General features: G+C 67.6%; 14 protein-coding genes. 6 read left to right on the top strand and 8 right to left on the bottom strand.

Translation table 11 applies throughout. The annotated features are described in order from the left end of the window. Window positions 1–34 precede the first annotated feature (34 nt). Together QFZ57_RS16575 and QFZ57_RS16580 are read left to right on the top strand one after the other, a co-directional pair. Window positions 35–2,554, top strand: coding sequence for a DNA gyrase/topoisomerase IV subunit A (locus QFZ57_RS16575; RefSeq protein WP_306900991.1), 2,520 nt, complete (start codon window positions 35–37; stop codon window positions 2,552–2,554). Between the two features lie 34 nt (window positions 2,555–2,588). Next, a complete protein-coding gene (locus QFZ57_RS16580) occupies window positions 2,589–3,107 on the top strand; it encodes a DinB family protein (RefSeq protein ID WP_306631609.1) in 519 nt (172 codons plus the stop codon). Between the two features lie 60 nt (window positions 3,108–3,167). On the opposite strand, the gene cydD is transcribed toward QFZ57_RS16580, so the two are convergent. From cydD to QFZ57_RS16595, 3 genes are read right to left on the bottom strand one after another with little or no spacing between them, the layout of a single operon-like run. Beyond that, window positions 3,168–6,596 (bottom strand): thiol reductant ABC exporter subunit CydD, encoded by a 3,429-nt coding sequence (cydD, locus tag QFZ57_RS16585; RefSeq protein ID WP_306900992.1) that lies wholly within the window; start codon window positions 6,594–6,596, stop codon window positions 3,168–3,170. A gap of 1 nt (window position 6,597) precedes the next feature. Further along, window positions 6,598–7,647 carry a cytochrome d ubiquinol oxidase subunit II gene (gene cydB / locus QFZ57_RS16590; protein ID WP_306900993.1) on the bottom strand — a complete coding sequence of 350 codons (1,050 nt, stop codon included), beginning with the start codon at window positions 7,645–7,647 and terminating at the stop codon, window positions 6,598–6,600. A 15-nt stretch (window positions 7,648–7,662) separates the two neighbouring features. After that, window positions 7,663–9,267 (bottom strand): cytochrome ubiquinol oxidase subunit I, encoded by a 1,605-nt coding sequence (locus QFZ57_RS16595; protein ID WP_306900994.1) that lies wholly within the window; start codon window positions 9,265–9,267, stop codon window positions 7,663–7,665. 260 nt (window positions 9,268–9,527) lie between these two features. Between QFZ57_RS16595 and QFZ57_RS16600 the strand changes: the two genes are divergently transcribed. Beyond that, window positions 9,528–9,911 carry a BlaI/MecI/CopY family transcriptional regulator gene (locus tag QFZ57_RS16600; protein WP_018769682.1) on the top strand — a complete coding sequence of 128 codons (384 nt, stop codon included), beginning with the start codon at window positions 9,528–9,530 and terminating at the stop codon, window positions 9,909–9,911. Window positions 9,912–9,917: 6 nt separating this feature from the next. Further along, the gene (locus QFZ57_RS16605; RefSeq protein WP_306631613.1) at window positions 9,918–10,910 is read left to right on the top strand and encodes a M56 family metallopeptidase; all 993 of its coding nucleotides are present in this window, start codon (window positions 9,918–9,920) and stop codon (window positions 10,908–10,910) included. A gap of 23 nt (window positions 10,911–10,933) precedes the next feature. Here QFZ57_RS16605 and QFZ57_RS16610 read toward each other — a convergent pair whose 3' ends face one another. Then, window positions 10,934–13,042 (bottom strand): DNA gyrase/topoisomerase IV subunit B, encoded by a 2,109-nt coding sequence (locus tag QFZ57_RS16610; RefSeq protein ID WP_306631614.1) that lies wholly within the window; start codon window positions 13,040–13,042, stop codon window positions 10,934–10,936. Window positions 13,043–13,298: 256 nt separating this feature from the next. On the opposite strand from QFZ57_RS16610, the gene QFZ57_RS16615 reads away from it, so the two are divergent. Further along, a complete protein-coding gene (locus tag QFZ57_RS16615) occupies window positions 13,299–13,520 on the top strand; it encodes a DUF7455 domain-containing protein (RefSeq protein ID WP_013600696.1) in 222 nt (73 codons plus the stop codon). Between the two features lie 193 nt (window positions 13,521–13,713). Here QFZ57_RS16615 and QFZ57_RS16620 read toward each other — a convergent pair whose 3' ends face one another. The 4 genes from QFZ57_RS16620 to QFZ57_RS16635 form a co-directional block, all read right to left on the bottom strand. Then, on the bottom strand, window positions 13,714–15,021 hold the full coding sequence (locus tag QFZ57_RS16620) for an RNA polymerase sigma factor (RefSeq protein ID WP_306631616.1): 1,308 nt from the start codon (window positions 15,019–15,021) through the stop codon (window positions 13,714–13,716). 299 nt (window positions 15,022–15,320) lie between these two features. Then, window positions 15,321–16,640, bottom strand: coding sequence for a DUF4192 domain-containing protein (locus QFZ57_RS16625; protein ID WP_306900995.1), 1,320 nt, complete (start codon window positions 16,638–16,640; stop codon window positions 15,321–15,323). A 126-nt stretch (window positions 16,641–16,766) separates the two neighbouring features. After that, window positions 16,767–18,113: an MFS transporter gene (locus QFZ57_RS16630; RefSeq protein WP_306631618.1), complete on the bottom strand. Its 1,347-nt coding sequence runs from the start codon at window positions 18,111–18,113 to the stop codon at window positions 16,767–16,769. 90 nt (window positions 18,114–18,203) lie between these two features. Then, on the bottom strand, window positions 18,204–19,142 hold the full coding sequence (locus tag QFZ57_RS16635; RefSeq protein ID WP_306900996.1) for a proteasome assembly chaperone family protein: 939 nt from the start codon (window positions 19,140–19,142) through the stop codon (window positions 18,204–18,206). Window positions 19,143–19,399: 257 nt separating this feature from the next. Here QFZ57_RS16635 and QFZ57_RS16640 point away from each other — a divergent pair, with 257 nt between their 5' ends. Continuing rightward, entirely contained in the window at window positions 19,400–20,923 is a 1,524-nt protein-coding gene (locus tag QFZ57_RS16640) for a leucyl aminopeptidase (protein WP_306900997.1), read from the top strand. Window positions 20,924–21,087: the final 164 nt, after the last annotated feature.

Raw genomic sequence — 21,087 nt, forward strand, 5'->3', positions numbered from 1 at the left:
TGCGCAGTAACCCCAGAAGGATTTACCAAACCCCATGGCCCGCCGCCAAAGTTCAAACCCCATCGTGGATGACAACTACACGGAAAACATCGTCGATATCGATGTCACGTCCGAAATGCAGGGCTCCTTCCTGGAGTACGCGTACTCGGTGATCTATTCCCGGGCCCTTCCGGACGCCCGTGACGGGCTCAAGCCGGTACAGCGCCGCATCCTGTACATGATGAGCGATATGGGCCTGCGCCCGGACCGCGGCCATGTGAAGAGTGCCCGCGTGGTGGGCGAGGTCATGGGCAAGCTGCACCCGCACGGCGACGCCGCCATCTACGACGCCATGGTGCGCATGGCGCAGGACTTCTCGCTGCGGCTGCCGCTGATCGACGGGCACGGCAACTTTGGCTCCCTCGACGACGGCCCGGCAGCGCCGCGGTACACGGAGGCGCGGCTGGCTGCGGCCGCGCTCACGCTCACCAACCACCTCGACGAAGACGTGGTGGACTTCGTCCCCAACTACGACAACCAGCTGACCCAGCCGGACGTCCTTCCCGCCGCATTCCCCAACCTGCTGGTCAACGGCGCCACCGGCATCGCCGTCGGCATGGCCACCAACATGGCACCGCACAACCTGGTGGAAGTCATCTCCGCAGCCCGGCACCTGATCGCCAACCCGGATGCCACCCTGGATGACCTCATGCGGTTCGTCCCGGGCCCGGACCTGCCCAGCGGCGGCCGGATTGTTGGCCTGGACGGCATCCGCGACGCCTACGCCACCGGCCGGGGATCCTTCAAGACCCGCGCCAAGGTGGAGGTGGAGCAGCTCTCCGCGCGCCGCACCGGCCTGGTGGTCACCGAACTGCCGTACATGGTGGGCCCGGAAAAGGTGATCGAGAAGATCAAGGACGCTGTCAACGCCAAGAAGCTGACCGGCATCAGCGACATCGTGGACCTGACGGACCGCAAGCACGGGCTGCGGCTGGTCATCGAACTCAAGAACGGCTTCAACCCGAACGCGGTCCTGCAGCAGCTTTACCGGTACACGCCGATGGAGGACTCCTTCGGCATCAACAACGTCACCCTGGTGGACGGCCAGCCGCAGACGCTGGGCCTGGTGGACCTGCTGTCCGTCTACGTCAACCACCGCATCAACGTGGTCCGGCGCCGGACCGTCTTCCGGCTGGGGAAGAAGAAGGACCGCCTGCACCTGGTGGAGGGCCTCCTCATCGCCATCGTGGACATTGACGAGGTCATCCAGATCATCCGGTCCTCGGACGAGGCCGCGGCGGCCCGCGAACGGCTGATGTCGATTTACGACCTCACCGAGGTCCAGGCCAACTACATCCTGGAACTGCGCCTCCGCCAGCTCACCAAGTACTCCCGGATCGAACTGGAGAAGGAGCAGGACGAGCTCCGCCGCGAGATCGCGGAACTGCAGGCCATCCTGGATTCTGAGGAGCTGCTCCGCACCGTGGTCTCCGACGAACTCGGCGCCATCGCCGAGGACCACGGAACCCCGCGCCGCACCGTGCTGCTGGAATCCGAGGCGGTCTCCCCCACGGTGGCGTCCGCCGAGCTTGTGGGAGCCAACGGAAAGAAAGGCAAGACCGCACCGCTGGCACTGGAGATCGCTGACGACCCCTGCTGGGCCATCCTCACCGCCTCCGGGCAGGTGGCCCGCACCAGCAACCAGGAGCCGCTGGCCGAGGCCGGTGCCCGGAGCAAGCATGATGTCTACACCTCGGTGGTTAAGACCTCGGCCCGCGGCGAGATCGCGGCCATCACCTCGCTGGGCCGCATGCTGCGCCTCCAGGTGATGGACATGCCGGTGCTGCCGCCGGTGAGCGGGCTGCCCAACCTGGCTGGAGGTGTTCCGGCCAAGGATTTCCTCACCCTGGTGAAGGGCGAAACGCTGGTGGCGTTCGTGCGCCTGGATGAAGTCCTGGCCATCGGCACGGCCCAGGGCGTGGTGAAGCGTGTCCAGCCGGACTACCCGCTGAACCGCGAAGACTGGGAAGTCATCACCCTCAAGGACAAGGACGTCGTGGTGGGGGTAGCTCCCGCCGGTGACGACGACGCTGAACTGGTGTTCCTCACCCGGGAAGCCCAACTGCTGAAGTTCCCCGCCGCTGTCGTCCGCCCACAGGGACGTACCGCCGGCGGCATGGCCGGCATCAAACTCGCCGCGGGTGACCAGGTGATCTTCTTCGGCGTCGTCCAGCCCAAGGACGAGGCCGCCGTCGTGGTGACCATCGCCGGTACCAACGGAGCCCTTCCCGGCACCGCGCCGGGCACGGCGAAGGTAACAGCGATTTCCGAGTACCCGGCCAAGGGACGTGCCACCGCAGGGGTCCGGTCGCACCGGTTCCTCAAGGGTGAGGACACGCTGCTTCTGGCCTGGGCCGGGCACGGTCCGGCCAAGGCTTCATCCGCCGCCGGCGTGGCGCGGTCCCTGCCGCAGGAGCATGGCCGCCGCGACGGCTCGGGCGTCCCGCTCTCCCAGGCCATCGAAGCGGTGGGCCCGGCCATGGCATGGACGGACGGACCGGCGGCAGAGGCCTAGCTTCGAGCGCGCCCGCACCGCTTAGACTGCTCCCATGCCTATCGTTCCTGATGAAAAGGACTGGACCTGGGTCCTGTCCCGCCCCTGCCCGGAATGCTCTTTCACCGCCTCAACCGCCACGCCGGCAACGGTTCCGGGGAGCATCGAAAGCATGCTCCCCCGGTGGCGGGCCGTCCTCCGGCGGCCGGACGCAGCGCAGCGCCCCAATGACCACACGTGGTCTGCGCTGGAGTACGCGTGCCACGTGCGGGACGTCTTCGCGCTCTTCGACCAGCGGCTGAACCTGATGCTGGCCTCCGGGGACGCGCGGTTCGAGAACTGGGACCAGGACCGGACCGCGGAGGAAAAGGACTATGCCAACGCCGACCCCTCGGTGGTGGGCGCTGAACTGGCGGCGGAAGGACACCAGGCCGCCGCATCCTTCGCCCGCGTCCGCGAAGAGGACTGGGGACGCAAGGGGCTGCGCAGCAACGGCTCGGAGTTCACCGTCCTCACGCTCTCGCAGTACTTCCTGCACGACGTCGTTCATCACCTTCACGACGTCAACGGCTGAAGCCGCTGGCCATTGGGGCCCGTCCCGGCCTTTGTGCGGGAGGGGCCCGGCGGGAAGCGCTTAGCGGGACCTGGCCAGCGAGGGCTGCCCGGAGGAGGTCGAAAGATCCAGCCTGGCATCGCCGGCCTGGATGTCTGCGGGGTTGTGGGTCACCAGCACCACCGTGCGGTCCCGCAGTCCCGCGCGCAGGTCCGCCAGCATGGCGGCCGCGGACTCCGCGTCGAGGTGGGCGGTGGGCTCATCCAGCAGGATCACCTCCGCACCTGTCAGCAGGGTCCGCGCCACGGCCAGCCGCTGGCGCTCGCCGCCGCTCAGGAAGGCACCGCCGGGGCCGATCCGCGTGTCCAGCCCCGCCGGGAGCCGGCGTACCAGCCCGGTAAGTCCGACGGCGGCCAGGACCGCCTCCACCTCGTCGTCCGCCAAAGCCCGTGCGCCGTTCCCGGACGGCCGGCCCAGCAGCAGGTTTCCCCGGATCGTGGAGTCGAAAAGGTGCGCCTCCTGCGGGCACCACGCCGCCCGGCCGGTGACCCGCGCCTGGCCTGCCACCGGCGGCAGGAAGCCCAGCAGCACCGAGAGCAGGGTGGACTTTCCCGAACCCGACGGTCCGGTGACCGCCAGCCAGCGCCCCGGCCCTGCCACCGCGTCCACGCCCGAGAAGACCGGGGAGCCGCCAGGCCATGCCGCGGCGAGGTCCACCAGCTCAACGCCTGGCGCCCCGCCTTCCCTGTCGGGAACCGGCTGCAGGCCGTCGGCCGGTTCGCCGGCGGAGGATGAACCGCCGTCAAGGGCCCCCGACTCCCCCACCCGGCGCATCACGGCACGGAGCGCGGGGAACTGGCGGACCGCCGTCGTCATGGCTGCGTACGGTTCCACCAGCGCCAGCAGCAGGAGCACCACCACGGCGGCGGTGGCCGGGGCAACCTGGGCCGCGAGGACCCCGGGAGCCGCCAGCCATGCCGCAGCCAGCGCGGCGGTGCCGCAGGCGGCGGTGGCAAGAGCGTGCCCCAGCCCGTCGGCCCAGGCGGAGCGCTGGGAGGCGCGCGTGGCGTCGCGGTCCTCCGCGAGCAGCGCCTCAAGCACGCGGGGGGCCACGCCGTTGGCGTGCAGTTCGGCCCGGGCGTCCAGGGCTGCAGTGACGCGGCGAAGGACGCCGGAGCGCAGGGACTGTTCGGCGCTGGCGGATTTGCGGTCGCCCCGGAGCGCGGCAGCGGGCGCCAGCAGCAGGCCGCTGATGGCTGCGCCGGCCACTGCGGGAAGGGCGGCCGGAACCAGGACGCCGGTGGCGGCCAGCGCCAGGACGGACACCGCGACCGCTGTCAGGGGCGGCAGGACCACGCGTGGAAGGAGGTCGCGGACCGTGTCGACGTCGTCAACGACGGTACCCAGCACGTTGCCGCCCTGCAGGAGCCGGCGCAGCGACAGCGCCCTGCGGCTCAGCGACTCCCAGAGCCGGCCGCGCAGGCGGGTGAGGGCGGCAAAGACGGCATCGTGCAGCAGCAGCCGCTCCCAGTAGCGGAAGACCGCCCTGCCAATGCCGAAGAACCGGACGCCAACGATGGCGGTCAGGAGGTACAGGATGGGCGGCTGCTCGCTGGCCCGGATGATGAGCCAGCCCGAAAGTCCGGAAAGCGCGACGGCGAAGACGGCCGCCAGGGTGCCGACGAAAGCCGCGGCCGCGAACTTGCCCCGGACCGGTGCCAGCAGTGCCGCCAGGAGGCGGGCCGCGCCTGGTGCAGGCTGGACGGGGCGGCTCGTCGCGGCATTGCCGGGGACGTTGTTGTCAGTTGCAGGGCTGCTCGTAATGGGGTTCGCTGTTGAGTCGGTGGCGCTGAAGCCCGGCAGGACGCTGGCAGCGCTGCCATCGTGGTGCGTGGCTGCGGCGGCCCGGTCCGCGGGCACCACCGGCACCAGCACGTCCGCAAGCTGCCGGGTGCGCTGGTTGTGGGCCACCAGGATCACGGTGGCCTGGCCGCGGAGCCGCCGGATGGCGTCCTCCACGATGAGCGCGGAAGCATCGTCCAGGTGCGCCGTGGGCTCGTCCAGCAGCAGGAGGGTGGCCCCGGCGTCGATCCTTGCCAGCCCGCGGGCCAGCGCCACGCGGCGCAGCTCGCCCGGGCTCAGTTCAGCCTGGTGCTTTCCTGCCAGGTGGGCGGCCCCGGCGCGCTCAAGGCAGCGGCGGGCACTCTCTTCGGCGGCAAACCGGTCCGGGCCGCGGCCGGGATCCGGCGAGAGGTACAGCAGCACCTCGTCCAGGACGGTCCCGGCCACCATAACGGGGTGCTGCGGCACCCAGGCCACCGCGCTGCGGTCGAGGCCGCTGATGGTCCCAGTGATGCTGGTCCCGTCGCCATCACCGATCGTCCCCGCGAGCACGGCCAGGACGGTACTCTTGCCCGCACCGCTGGGGCCGTCCAGGGCGGTGATCCTGTCCTGCGGTGCGGTGAAGGTGAGGGGCCCGACGGCGGCTCCGGACCGGCCGGCGTACGTCACGGTGAGTCCGGTGGCCTCAAGGGGAGCGCCGGGCCGGCCGGCCTTGGCCGCCGGCAGGGGGGTTGCTTCGGGTGCACCGGTCACGGCGGCTGTTTCGGCGAGCGCCACCCGGCCGTCGTCGCTGGCATGGTGGGCGGTGCCCAGCTCCCGCAGCGGAAGGTAGCAGTCCGGTGCCAGGAGCAGTGCCAGCAGGCCGGCTTCGAGTGGCATGTCGCCGTGGACCAGCCGGACACCAATGAAAACGGCCACCACGGCCACCGAAATGGTGGCGATGAGTTCCAGGGCCAGTGCGGACAGGAACGCAGTCCGCAGGGTGCCCATGGTGCGGGAGCGGTATTCCTCCGAGATCTCCTCCAGGGCCTTGCGCTGGGCGGTGGCCCGGCCCAGTCCCACCAGGACCGGCAGGCCCTTGGCGAGCTCGAGCATGTGCGCGGACAGCCGGGCCAGCGAAGCCTGTGCCTCGCGTACGCTGTCCTCGGTGTACCGGCCGATCAACACCATGAACAACGGGATCAGGGGCACGGTAAGCACAATGACCAGCGCGCTCACCCAGTCCGCGAAGAGGATCCGGGCCCCCAGCAGGAGCGGCACAGTGGCGCAGTTGACCAGCGCGGGCAGGAACTGGGTGTAGTAGCTGTCCAGGGCGTCCAGGCCGCGGGTCGCCAGCACTGCCAGGCCGCCGTCGCCCGGGCCTGAGGACCGGACGCCCGTGCGCAGGGCGCGCTCCAGCAGCTGCGCGCGGAGCTCTTCCTTGACCCCGAGTGCCGCGCGGCGTGCAGCGACGGCCTGGCCCCAGACGGTCAGGGAGCGGAGGACGACGCCGGCGAGGCCGGCCACGAGCTGGGCCGGCCAGGCAGGGTTCCCGGCAACCAGTCCGGCCAGGGCGGAGGCCACCGCCTGGCCGATCAGGACCAGGGACAGGGCCTTGAGCGCGGCAAGGACTCCCAGCCAGTAGATTGCCGAACGGGTTGCCGGACCGGCAGGAAAAGTTGGCCGCACGTCAGCCCTTGGTGGTGAATGCCTTGGCGGCCACCGCGGGAAGGAAGCTGTGGGCTTCCGGGATGTGGGCGGCGCTGACACGGTGGCGGAAAACCCAGTAGGTCCAGGCCTGGTAGGCGATCACCAGGGGAAGGCCAAAAGCCGCCACGATGCTCATCAGCCCCAGGGTGTAGTCCGAGGAGGAAGCGTTGGAGATGGTGAGGTCAAAGGCACTGTCCAGCGTAGAGGGCAGCACCACCGGGAAGACGGCGCCGAAGATGGACGCCGTGCCCAGCACCAGGAAGGCGCCCAGGGCCAGGAAGGACCGGCCTTCGGATCCCTTCCGGGCCAGCAGCCAGGCAGTAACGGCAGCAGCAACGGCCAGGACGACGGCGGCCCAGGTCCAGGGTTTGCCCTCCATGAACTGGATGGCGAGTGCCCACGCCGCGATGGGCAGGAGCAGGACCGGCAGGAGCCGCACGAACCACTGGCGGGCGCGGTGCCTTACGTCGCCGTCGGTCTTGAGGGCCAGGAACGCCAGGGCGTGGAGCAGTGCGAACCCCACCACGGCGATACCGCCCAGCAGGGCGTAGCCGCTGAACCAGGCCATGGGGCCGCCTTCGCGGTCGCCGTTGGCGTTCAGCGGAAGGCCGGTGGTTGTGAGGGCCAGTGCGGCGCCCACGCCGAAGGCGGCGAAGAAGGAGCCCAGCACGATGGCCCAGTCCCACCGGTTACGCCAGCTGTCCGTGTCTACCTTGCCGCGGTATTCGAACGCCACAGCACGGAAGATCAGTGCCAGCAGGACCACCAGCAGGGGGAGATAGAGCGCGGAAAACAGCGACGCGTACCAGAGCGGGAAGGCGGCGAAAGTGGCGCCGCCGGCGGTCAACAGCCACACCTCGTTGCCGTCCCAGACAGGCCCAACGGTGTTCAGCAGCACCCGGCGCTCCGTGTTGTTGCGGGCGAAGAGCTTCATCAGCATCCCTACGCCCAGGTCGAAGCCCTCCAGGAAGAGGTAGCCGGTCCACAGCACCGCGATGGCGATGAACCATATGGTGGGAAGCAGTTCCATTGTTCGTTTCCTCTGCTAGTAGGCGAAGGCCAGGACGTCGTCGGCGGGTTTGGTGTCCCCGGTGCCGCCGGAGCCAGGCGTTTCGTCCTCGTTCTCGTCCGCCGGTGCGTGTACGAGTTCAGGCATCGCGGAGACCACGCCGCCGCGGATGTACTTGACCAGCAGTTTCACTTCCACCACCAGCAGGACGGCGTAGACGGCGGTCAGGGCCACCAGCGAGGCGATGAGTTCCCCTGCGGAGACACCCGGAGACACGGCGGCGGCGGTGAACATGAACACCTGGTCGATACCACTTGGATCCGGATTGGGCGCCACGACGAATGGCTGCCGGCCCATCTCGGTGAAGATCCAGCCGGCGGCATTGGCACCGAAGGGGGCCAGGATGCCGAAGACTGCCAGCCGCATCAGCCACAGGGACTCCGGTACCGTTCCCTTGCGGGTGAGCCAGAGGGCCACGAAGGCGGCCAGGGCGGCCAGCCCGCCGAAGCCAATCATCATCCTGAATCCCCAGTAGGTGACCTCCATGACGGGCACGTACTCGATCTCCTGGCCGGCCCGGTCACCGTAGATGGGGTTCTCCGGCAGGTGGGTTCCGTAGTTGGCCTTGTACTCGGGCAGCAGGCTGTTGACCCCCTTGACCTCGGTGGTGAAGTCACCCTTGGCCAGGAAGGACAGGATGCCCGGAACTTCGATCACGGCCACGACATCGTCGCAGTTCCTGGATCCGACGTTTCCGACGCTCAGGACGGAGAAGCCGGTGCCGTCGTGGCAGGCCGCCTCCGCGGCGGCCATCTTCATGGGCTGCTGCTGGAACATCAGTTTGCCCTGCAGATCGCCGGTCACGGCAGTGCCGGCGAAGGAGATCATGGCCACCACGGCACCGATCCGCAGGGACCGGATCCATACGCTGTGGTCCGCATGGTCGCGGCCGGGGATCCGGGGGTCTTCACCGGGGATAACCCGGCCGTCGGCACCCACCGTGTCGACGCCGTCGTGCCGCCGCCGCCACAGGTGGTACCAGGCGATGCCCAGGAGGAAGCCGCCTGCCACGGCGAGGGCGCCGAAAAGCGCGTGCGGGACGGCCACCAGGGCCGTGTTGTTCGTGAAGACAGCCCACGCGTCGGTCATGACGGGCCGGCCGTTGATCATCTCAACACCCACCGGGTGCTGCATCCAGCTGTTGGCCACGATGATGAAGTAGGCGGAGAGTGCCGATCCGATGACGGCCACCCAGAGGCAGGCAAGGTGGATGGCGGGCTTGAGCTGCTTCCAGCCAAAGATCCAGAGGCCCAGGAAGGTGGATTCGACGAAGAAGGCCAGCAGGGCTTCCAGCGCCAGCGGCGCGCCGAAGACGTCACCCACGAAGCGGCTGTATTCGCTCCAGGCCATGCCGAACTGGAACTCCTGCACGATGCCGGTGGCCACGCCCATGATGAAGTTGATGAGGAACAGCTTTCCCCAGAACTTGGTCATCCGCAGGTACTCAGGCTTGCCGGTGCGGTACCAGGCCGTCTGGATGACGGCCACTACAAGGCCCAGGCCTATGGTCAGCGGCACCATCATGAAGTGGTAGACGGTGGTGATACCGAATTGCCAGCGTGCGATTTCCAAGGCGTCCATGGCAGTCCCTACTGTTAGCCAATGCAGTTTTCTACACCCCGTAGAACTGCAACTTCTACACAGTGTAGAACATCGGCGGCGGTGAACGAAAACTGGTCGCCCTCCCCTGGGATGGCCCGGAACACCGCGCGGCGCCATATGTTCTACCCGATGTAGAACGTATGGCGGTTTCGGGGTAAATTTAGTTTTGTAGTTGAACAGCAGCAACGTCACCGGGTGCCGCAAGGGCGGCCGGTGCGGGGAATTTAAGGAAAAGTGAAATGGCTAGTCTTGGTGAACTGGAACGGGCAGTTATGGATCTGCTCTGGGCGGGCCAGGAAGCCGCCACGGCCAATACCCTGAGGGACCAGCTGGCGCGCACGTCGGCGGCACAGGGCGGGCCGGGCCACGAGGGCAAGGAACTGGCCGTCACCACGGTTCTTACCGTTCTCTCCCGGCTGGAAAAGAAAGGGCTGGTGGAACGCGAACGCGGAACCCGTCCGCACCGGTACCAGGCAGTGTCCAGCCGCGCCGACCACACCGCCGAACTTATGCATGAGGTCCTGGGTTCAGCCCCGGACCGGGAAGCCGTCCTGGCCCGCTTTATCGGGTCCGTGTCCGAAGGTGAAGCCGAGACGCTGCGCAAACTGCTGGGTCACCTCTAGCCCACCATGTTCTGGGCCTCATACCTGCTGGCGGTCCTTGCGATAATCCTGGCCTGGCCGGTGCCGATCCTCCTGTCACGGGCACAATGGCCGGCCAGGTCGCCGTTCACGGCGATGCTCCTGTGGCAGGCGATCGCACTGGCAGGTGGACTGTCCATGATCGGCGCCATGCTGGTCTACGGCCTCGAGCCGATCGGTGACAACCTCCTTGCGGGGCTCCGCGCCCTTGCCGGCATGGTGCTTTTCAATGCCCCCACCACGGCGCTGGGGTTTTGGCACATCTTTGCATTGTCCACCGCTGCCCTGCTCACGGCCCACCTGGTCTTCACGCTGCTGCTGACGTACTACAAGATCCAGCGGCAGCGGCGCCGCCACCGTGAACTCCTCGCGCTGCTGGCCTCGCCGTCGGGCCAGGACGCGGGAACCCTGGTCATCAGCCACGACTCCCCCGTCGCGTACTGCCTTCCAGGGGGCGCCCGGTCCGTGACCGTCCTGTCGGACGGCCTGATGGCCGCCCTGGAGCCGGCCGAACTGCGCGCCGTCCTGATTCACGAGAACGCGCACCTGAGCCAGCGGCACCACCTTCTGCTCTGGGCCTTCGCCGCCTGGCGGCAGGCCCTGCCATGGCTCCCCACCACCCGGCTTGCCCAGGAGTCGGTCAACTCGCTGATCGAGATGCTGGCCGACGACGTCGCATTGCGGACCGAGAGCAAGGCGACCCTCATCAAGGCGATCGCGATCGTTGCCAGCGGTTCGGCAGGAAACGGGAGTGCCGGCGATATCCGGCCATCCTCACCCAGCCTGGCCCTGTCCGGCCTGGAGGCGGCCTCGGGCGGCCCGGGCTCGGACGCCGTCCGGACCGCAGCCTCCCGGGTCAGCCGCCTCCTGACGCCGCAGCCCCAGCTTCCCGCCGCCGTCCGCAGCGCCGTCCTGGCCGGCTCCGTCCTGCTGCTGGCGTTGCCTACGGCGCTGCTGGTGGTTCCCGGGCTGCTCGGCTGACGCCAAGCAGAGACTGCCTGCAATCAGGCGTCGATGCGTTCCCGGTCCAAACTGGATGCGCCGGCAATGATGAAGTCCTTGCGCGGGGACACATCCGAACCCATCAGCAGGTCGAAGATCTCCTCTGCCTGCTGCGCGTTCTCGATCCCCACCTTGCGCAGGGTGCGGTGCCGCGGGTCCATGGTGGTTTCCGCCAGCTGCTCGGCGTCCATCTCCCCCAGGCCCTTGTACCGCTGGATCGGTTCCTTGTACCGCTTGCCCTCCTTGGCCAGGCGGGCCAGCAGCACGTGGAGTTCGGCCTCCGAGTAGGTGTAGATCATCTCGTTGGCCTTCTGGCCGGCGTTAATAACCTCCACCCGGTGCAGCGGCGGAACCGCGGCGAACACCCTGCCCTCCACGATCATGGGCCGCATGTACCGGAAGAAAAGGGTTAGCAGAAGGGTCCGGATATGGGCGCCGTCCACGTCGGCGTCCGTCATCAGGATGACCTTGCCGTACCGGGCAGCGCTGATGTCGAAGCTTCGGCCCGAGCCTGCGCCCACCACCTGGATGAGGGCCGCGCACTCGGCATTGGACAGCATGTCCCCCACCGACGCCTTTTGGACGTTGAGGATCTTTCCGCGGATGGGCAGCAGGGCCTGGAAGTCTGAGGAGCGGGCCAGCTTGGCTGTCCCCAGCGCGGAGTCACCTTCCACGATGAACAGCTCGGAACGTCCGACGTCGTCCGTCCGGCAGTCAGCGAGCTTGGTGGGCATCGAGGAGGTTTCCAGGGCGTTCTTACGCCGTTGGGTCTCCTTGTGCACGCGGGCCGAGATGCGGGACTTCATCTCGCTGACGATCTTTTCCAGCAGCAGCGCCGACTGGGCCTTGTCGTTCCGGTTGCTTGAGGACAGCTTGGCGGAGATTTCGCGCTCCACCACCCGGGCCACGATGGCGCGCACGGCGCTGGTGCCGAGGATCTCCTTGGTCTGGCCCTCGAACTGCGGTTCCGCGAGCCGCACGGTCAGGACTGCCGTGAGGCCGGCGAAGATGTCGTCCTTTTCGATCTTGTCGTTCCCCGCCTTGAGCTTGCGGGCGTTGGTCTCCACGGCTTTCCGGAAGGTCTTGACCAGCGCCTGTTCGAACCCGGACTGGTGCGTGCCGCCCTTTGGGGTGGCGATGATGTTCACGAAGCTGCGCACGGTGCTGTCGTAGCCGATCCCCCAGCGCAGCGCCACGTCCACTTCGCAGTCACGCTCAACCTCAGCCAGCTGGCTGTGCCCCCGTTCGTCAAGGACGGGGACCGTCTCCTTGAACTTCCCGGATCCATGCAGCCGCCATACGTCGGTGACGGCGGGATCAGCGGCGAGGAACTCGGCAAACTCGGAGATGCCGCCGTCGTGGTGGAAGACCTCCTCATGCGGGCCGGCCTCGCCCGGGGTTCCGGGGAGCTTGCGCTCGTCCCGCACGGTGAGCTTGAGGCCGGGCACCAGGAAGGAGGTCTGGCGTGCACGGGCAGCAAGGTCCTCATAGGAGAACTTGGCATCCGGGGTGAAGATTTGCCGGTCCGCCCAGTAGCGGATCCGTGTCCCGGTAACTCCGCGCTTGGCCTTGCCCACGATGTCCAGCACAGAATCATCGACGAACGGGGTGAACGGCGCTGCCGGGTCCAGCCGGGACCCGGTGTCCTTGAAGCGTCCCGGTTCGCCGCGCCGGAAGGACATCCGGTACGTCTTTCCGCCGCGGTCCACCTCGACGTCCAGCCGCGAGGACAGGGCGTTGACCACTGACGCGCCGACGCCGTGCAGGCCACCGGAGGCGGTGTAGGAGCCGCCGCCGAACTTGCCGCCGGCGTGCAGCTTGGTGAAAACCACTTCGACGCCGGTGAGTCCGGTCTTGGGTTCCTTGTCGATGGGGATGCCGCGGCCGTCGTCGTGGATCTCAACCGAGTTGTCCGCGTGGAGGATGATGCGGATGTCATGGCCGAAGCCGGCCAGGGCCTCGTCCACAGAGTTATCGATGATTTCCCAGAGGCAGTGCATGAGGCCACGTGAGTCGGTTGAGCCGATGTACATGCCCGGACGCTTGCGAACGGCTTCGAGGCCTTCCAGTACGGAGAGGTGCCGGGCGGTGTACTCAGAGCTTGGTGCCACTGGTGATGAACTCCTTCAGGGACGTGGAAGCGGCGCTGGGACCGCTCCTTCTAGGGTAGTCGGCGGCAGCGGCCACAGGTGTCTGCCACACCCGCCGGCAGGTGTGCGGCGTGCCACCAGCCCCCGTGATGGGCGGAACTGGGCAATTCTTGACCCAACCTTGCGGATACGCGGACAGCGAACTTGCCCCATCCTTGCGACGGTTTGGATACGAATACTGGTTATATAGATGTACTGATCTACTAAGGAGGCCGACATGACAACAGCAGTGGCAGACCGCACGCTAAACGCACTCGACCGGTGCGACCGTTGCGGAGCTCAGGCATATGTCCGGGTTGTACTCGAGTCCTCCGGCGGTGAGCTGTTGTTCTGCGGCCACCACGCCCGTGCAGTCGAGGCGACGCTCAAGCCGTTGAGCTCCGACTGGCACGACGAGACGGGAAAGCTTCACGAGAAAGCTGCCGTGGAAATCGACTAGATGAGGCATCGGTAACAACGATCCCTGCGGGACCCTTCCACCACGGAAGGGTCCCGCAGCCGTTTAACCCGCAGGCGTTCAACGGCACGGGAGGCATACGCCGCTTCCGGGCAGTTGAAACAAAAGCAGGGGCCGTTCCAAACCCACCCTGAAGTGGATTTGGAACGGCCCCTGCCTGGGCAGTGCGGAGGACCTAGTCCAGGTAGTCCCGCAGCACCTGCGACCGGGAGGGGTGGCGGAGCTTGGACATGGTCTTCGATTCGATCTGGCGGATCCGCTCGCGGGTGACGCCGTAGACCTTGCCGATTTCGTCTAAGGTCTTCGGCTGTCCGTCGGTCAGGCCGAACCGCATGGCAACCACGCCGGCCTCGCGTTCGGAAAGGGTGTCCAGAACCGAGTGCAGCTGCTCCTGCAGGAGGGTGAAGCTCACGGCGTCAGCCGGAACAACAGCCTCGGAGTCCTCGATCAGGTCACCGAACTCGGAATCGCCGTCCTCGCCCAGGGGGGTGTGCAGCGAAATCGGCTCACGGCCGTACTTCTGGACCTCGACCACCTTCTCCGGGGTCATGTCCAGTTCCAGTGCCAGTTCTTCGGGTGTGGGCTCGCGGCCCAGGTCCTGGAGCATCTGGCGCTGGACGCGTGCCAGCTTGTTGATGACCTCGACCATGTGCACCGGGATACGGATGGTGCGGGCCTGGTCAGCCATGGCACGGGTGATGGCCTGGCGGATCCACCAGGTGGCGTAGGTGGAGAACTTGAAGCCCTTGGTGTAGTCGAACTTCTCCACGGCGCGGATCAGGCCCAGGTTGCCTTCCTGGATCAGGTCCAGGAACAGCATGCCGCGGCCGGTGTAGCGCTTTGCCAGCGAGACCACCAGGCGGAGGTTGGCTTCCAGCAGGTGGTTCTTGGCGCGCTTGCCGTCGTGGATGATGAATTCGAGTTCGCGCTTGTACTTCGGGTCCATGGAGCCGTCGTCGGCGGCGATCTTCTCCTCGGCGAACAGCCCGGCCTCGATCCGCAGCGCAAGGTCGACTTCCTGCTCGGCGTTGAGCAGTGCCACCTTACCGATTTGCTTCAGGTAGTCCTTGACGGGGTCGGCCGTGGCGCCGGCTGACATGACCTGCTGCACGGGGGCGTCATCGTCGTCTGCGTCAGAGTAGACGAAGCCCTTTCCGCTGCCGGCGGCAGCCTTGACGGGATCGGCGTCCTCCGGCGTGTCCGGACCTTCAAGGACGATGTCGTCGAGGTCTTCCTCTACTTCTTCGACCTCGTCCGGGTCAGCGTCACCGGCGGACTTTCCCGCAGCCGCTGCTGCAGCCTTGGCGCCGGGCTTGGGCCCACGCTTCTTGGGCTCGCGCTTGCCTTCGCCCGCAGCCTCGCCGGCTGAAGCCTTGTTGGCTGCCCGCGTAGCTGCCCGCTTGGCATTGGTCGCGGCCTGCTTCTCCTCAGGGGACAAGACATCCTGGGCGGCGGAATCCTTCTTCGTGGAAGACGGGGTCACAGAAAACCTTTCTAGCGGTGGTCTGTGGAATCACCATACGGGCAACACCACTATGACCCTGTCAAGTCCGTGTTGAAAACCAGGTGCCACCACGGCCGGCAGAGTCCCTTAAGACAACTCCCGGAGCGGCTGTAATGTTCCCTTGCGGGACGGTTACAAGCACTTGATACACGGACCCAACCGGGTCTCGGCATCTATTGTCTCATGATTTGCCCGGATCCGGCCTCCCCTGCCGCCAACAGTTCGGGCTGCCCCCGACCCACCTATGCCCGCCAGGCTTCAGGCCGCGTGGTCTCCGATCACAGCGTCTCCTTTTCCCCCGCAGGATCCGCACCGAATTTTTGCCAGGCCGCTTCCTTCCGTGCGGCCCAGCCGCAAAGCGTTCCCCTGCCCACGAGATCCAGCAGAAGTTCCGCCAGCCGGTATTCCGGATCGAGTTCAAGGGCCTGGCCCAGGTAGACAGCCGCGTAGGAGCCGCGGCCGCGGCACCAAGCCACCCAGCCACGGAGCGTCAGCGCCGCAGCGGCCGGGTGCCCGCCCAGCACAGCCAACTGCCCGAGAATCCGGTCCAGTGCGTCCAGACCGTCCCAGTTGGGCACGTCCGGCGCCACGCCCATGAGCACCTCTCCGTAGCCGGCAGGAGCAGAGCCGGAAGCGGCGCTGCGCGTCCGGCGCCGCAGCCCCGGCGGGCTTGCTGTTGCCCGTGCCGCCTCCACCACCGGTTCCTTCACCCGCCGCTGCCGGCCGGCGACGTCCGCCGGAGGCAGCATTGGCACTGCCACCACGGACACGTCGCTGCCGTCCTCACTTTCGTCCGCCAGGACGCGGAACCGTTCGGCGCCGGCCTCCGCGGCGTCCCTCCCGGCCGCTGCCATGACCAGCACGGCGTCGCGCCAGGTGGGAACGAGCAGCGTTGCGCGCAGGAAGGCGTCCCGCTCGACGTCCGGGATCCACGGGCCGGCCTGGGAACGGTCCAGCAGCAGCTCCCAGAAGTCGAGCACGGCATTGAACTGGGCCCTGCTCCGCGACCGCCCGCCGAGCTCGTCCTCCCAGCCGGCCTCCGCTTCAAGGACAGCTGCCAGATGCATGGCGGGGACCGGCGCTTCCGGCCCGCTGCCCGCCCTTGGCGCGGGGCCGACGCTGCTGCCCCGGTACACCATTTCGGCGTTCAACATGCTGTCCCTGATCTCCCGCACGGGACGTCCCGGAAGCGGACAGCACGAGGTATCGCCGCAAAGGGCGTCCCGCCAGTACTCGTCGCCCACAAACCAGGCATCCCGGACGGGCATCCCTGCCTGGTCCAGGACGGACTGGAGCACGGAGATCAGAAGGTCGTAGCCGGACGGCGGGACCATTCCGGCGTCGCTGGTGAAGACAGCCAGCAAAGCGCCGTCAGCCTGCTGGTCCGACTCCAGGTAGCGGCGGACGGCACGGGCAAACCCGGAAGGATCTGCCTGCGTTCCCGGGCCGGGGAGATCAAGCCGCAGCGTGGCTCCGAGCCTGGTGCCGTGCAGTGTCATGGCCACCAGGCTGGATGCCGGCCAGTACCCGAGGGAGTGTGGAATGAAGCCAAGAATGTCTTCCGGCCCGCGGACTGTTAATCGTTCTGAAGCTGTCATGGCTCCAGCTTTCGCCGCCGCCGGCGCCGCGGGCAGAGGTCAGTTCAGCTATGTGGGTAACCGGCGCAGTGGAGGAACAGTGCAGGGAGGAACATCAAGGAGAGAAACGGGACGAACCGGGCAGGCTCAGTCGTCAGTGTGCGCCGGCTGGCGGCGGCGCGCCAGGCTTTCCCGGCGCTGCCGGGCCAGGGCGCTGCGCAGTGGCGGCACCACAATCCCCTGGGCGGCCATTTGCCGGCGCACCTTCCGCCGCGAGGCCAGGATGGCCGTGGCGCCGACGGCCAGCAGCAGGAACTGGACGCTCAGGGCCAGCCGGAAGGGATCCAGGCCGTACAGCACCCCCTGTGAGAACCCGGTGGCGTAAAGGACGTCGAGTACCAGGCCAATCAGGAAGATGGACACCAGGGCCGCCAGGAAGCCCCCAACGTTGACGATGCCCGTGGCAGTGCCGATCCGGTGCGCGGGGTTGAAGGTCCGCGCGAAGTCGAAGCCGATCATCGACCCGGGGCCGCCGATTGCGAGCACCACCACCAGGCCGGCCAGCAGCCACAGCGGGGCGCGCCCGGGAAGCAGCAGTACCGCGGCCCAAGCGGCGGCGGTGGTCCCCGCGATCAGCAGCACCATGGTGGACCGCCGCAGCGGGTGGCGTGAAACGAAGCGCCCGATGAACGGGCCCACGGCCATGGCGGCGGCGACGTACAGGGCCATGAGGGCGGCCACGGTGCCGGCATCCAGGCCTTGGCCCGAGATCAGGAACGGGTAGCCCCACGTCATCGCGAACACGGTGCCGCTGAACTGGATGGTGAAATGGCTCCACATCCCCAGCCGGGTGCCGGGCTGCCTCCAGGCCCGGGCCAGCGAGGCACCTGTGGCCCTTAGCCCCTGCCGGGCGTGCGGACGCTCAGTCCCCGGCGGAGCGTCCTGCAGGAACAGGACTACCAGCACGACGGCGAGTCCGGACATCCCTGCCAGCATCAGGAAGGCGGGGGTCCAGCCGGACAGGTGCAGGACCAGCGCGAAGGGCAGGACACTGAACAGCTGCCCCAACTGCCCGGACATGCCGGTCAGCTGGGTGACCAGGGGGACGCGGGCAGGAGCGAACCACAGCGGGATGAGCCGGATCACCGAGATAAACGTCATGGCGTCCCCGGCACCCACCAGGACACGGCCCAGGACTCCCCCGGGGATGCTGTCAGCGAAGGCCAGCTGCAGCTGTCCGAGTCCCATCAGGACTGCGCCACCGGCGATCATGGCGCGGGAGCCGAACCTGTCCACCAGCACCCCGACCGGGATCTGGAGCCCGGCGTAGACCAGCAGCTGCAGGACGGTGAAAAAGGAGATGGCGGACGCGGAAGCATGGAACCGCTCCGTGGCCTCGAGCCCCACCACGCCGAACGAAGTCCGCTGCGCCACGGCCACCAGGTACCCGAAAATTCCAATGGTCCAGATAAGCCAGGCGCGGGGAGCAGTCACTGTTTCATTATGCCCGGCGCGCGTCCGCAGCCCCCCAAGCTGTGACGCGGAACTCCTGCCCGGTCCTGCCGCCCCGGTGACTGCCCGGCGCTACTGCCCCGGGTTCTCCCTGGCCAGGTAGGCCTCCACGGCGGCCCCGAGGTCGTCCGCGTCCGGAAGCTCGTCATTCTCATTCGCGAGGAGCGACCGGCGCACGATGCCGTCCGATTTCTCGTCGTAGCGCGTTTCAAGGCGGGAGACCACCTGCTGGACCTCCTCGGACGCCTCGATCTGTTCCGCGATCTGGCGGCTGACCTCGCGGCCGGACTCACGCAGGCGGTCGGTGGGCAGCATCAGGGAGGTCGCGGCGCCCAGGTATTCCAGCCCGGCGACGGCGGCGGTGGGGTACTCGGCCTCAGCAAGGTAGTGCGGCACGTGGATGACGTAACCGGCAACATTGCGCCCCGCCTCCACGAGGCGCAGCTCCAGGATGTGTCCCACGGCGGCGGGAACTTCAACGGTGGGCTTCCACACGGAAATGCCCTCGATCAGCTCAGGCCGGTTTCCGTGCACCGTCACACCCACGGGCCGGGTGTGCGGCACTGGCATGGGGATGGAGTGGATCCAGGTGACCAGGTTGATGTCCAGTTTTTCCACGATGTTCACCACGGCGCGGGCGAACCGTTCCCACTGCAGGTCGGGTTCGAAGCCGGCCAGGAGCAGGAAGGGCTTTCCCAGCCCGTCCACCAGCCGGTAGAGGGCCAGCCGTGGCTCCTGGTAATCCTGGATATGGTCTTCCACGAAACTCAGGTGCGGCCGGCGGGACCTGTAGTCGATCAGCTGGTCCGCATCGAAAACCGCCACAGGCTGGGCATCGAGGTTGTTCAGCAGTTCGGCGTTAATCTGCTTCACCACGTGGCCGGCGTCGGCGAAGCCGGTGAATCCCATGACCAGGTTCAGCCCCTGCAGCCCGGGGCTGTGGAACAGCTCGATGTTGCTGGCATAGAGCGCGTCAGGGTCCAGCAGGGAGCCGGAAATCCGTTCAAGCACGGCATGTTCCTTTCAGGGGTACGGGTGGACATCATTTACAACGCGGCAGGGGCACCCGGCATTCCGCGGCGCGGTGTGGCGCACATCTCAGGAAATTCTCCCGCTGCGCCGGGGAAGGGCTACGATCGGAACTGGCCTGCCAGGCGGGCTTGCACGCACCCGGACGCCGTCCAGAATCGGCCGGATCCGGGCCACCATGGCAGAGCGCCCAACATGCATCCCTGCCCGAACGTTTCGAGAATCGAGGACTCATCCCTGTGGTCAAGAATACTGAAGTCAACCTTAGTACCGTCGCGCGGGACCTTAAGAGGAACCCCAGCGATGCAGTGGTTATCGGGGTGGGGCAGGGAATCGACGGGCCCGTCCTGTTGGACAACCCGCTGACGGCGAAATCCGCGGAGGCCCTCGCCGACTCCCTCAAGGCGCTCGGGGTGACCGGCGCCGCGGACCAGCTGGTCCGCCTCCCTGGCCTGCCCGAAACCGGGGCCGGGATCCTGGTCCTCGCCGGAGTGGGAAAGGTCTCCGCAGCCAGCACGCTGGCGGGCGAATCGCTCCGCCGGGCAGCAGGATCCGCCGTGCGGCAGCTTGCCGGCCTGGCCACGGTCACCCTGGCATTCCCGACGGCGACGGTGGAGGACGTCACGGCAGTCGCCGAGGGCGCCGCGCTGGGCGCTTACTCCTTCACCGGATTCAGGTCTTCCACTGACGGTCTCAAGGATCCTGTCCGCAATGCCGTCATCTTCACGGAACTGGCAGGCAGCACGGACCTGGGTGCCGCGCTGAAGCGCGCCGGACTGGTGGCCAAGGCTGTCAACGCCACCCGCTCCCTGGTCAACACCCCGCCGAGCCACCTCTACCCGGAATCGTTCGCGGAGGCAGCAAAGGACCTGGCCAAGGGCCTGCCGGTCAAGGTCACCGTCTGGGACGAGAAGCGCCTTGAGAAGGAAGGCTTCGGCGGCATCATGGGTGTGGGCAAGGGCTCCACCCGGCAGCCACGGCTGGTCAAGGTCGAGTACTCCCCTGCCAAGGCCACTGCCAGCATTGCCCTCGTCGGCAAGGGCATCACCTTCGACACCGGCGGAATCTCCCTCAAGCCGGCCCTGAACATGGGCGACATGAAGAGCGACATGGCGGGTGCCGCCGTCGTACTTAACACTGTCCTTGCCCTCGCCGGCCTGGGCCTGCCGGTGAAGGCGACCGCCTGGCTGTGCATCGCAGAGAACATGCCCGGCGGTGGCGCTTCGCGCCCGGCCGATGTCCTGACCATGTTCGGCGGCAAGACAGTTGAAGTCCTTAATACCGACGCCGAGGGACGTCTGGTGATGGCGGACGGCATCGTCGCAGCCAGCCGCGAGTACCCGGACGCCATCATTGACGTGGCAACGCTGACGGGCGCGCAGCTTATCGCACTCGGCAACCGCACCGCCGGCGTCATGGGCTCGGACGGCGTCACGGGTGCGCTCAAGGCAGCGGCAGACCGCGCCGGCGAACTGGTCTGGCCCATGCCCCTGCCGGAGGAGCTGCGCCCCAGCCTGGATTCCCAGGTGGCGGACCTGGCCAATATCGGCGAACGCCACGGCGGCATGATGACCGCTGCCGTGTTCCTGCGCGAGTTCGTGGGTAAGGACAAAGCGGGCGAACAGATCCCCTGGGCGCACATCGACATCGCTGGACCGTCCTTTAACAACGGCAGCCCCTACGGCTACACCCACAAGCAGGGCACCGGATGCACCGTCCGTACCCTGGTTGCCTATGTTGAGGACATCCTGGCCGCCGCCTGAGCAACAGCCCGGGCAACTGCCCGGGCATCCGCTTGGATGGGGGCTGCGGTCCCGCTGTCACGCGGCTTTGGATGCAGGTGATCCCTGTGCCACAGAGCCGCGTGACACTGGACACAAGCGCTCCACAAACGCGCTGCCAAGGTGGAGCATGGATAGGTGGTTCG

It is taken from the genome of Arthrobacter sp. B1I2 (genome assembly GCF_030816485.1).
GTDB lineage: Bacteria > Actinomycetota > Actinomycetes > Actinomycetales > Micrococcaceae > Arthrobacter.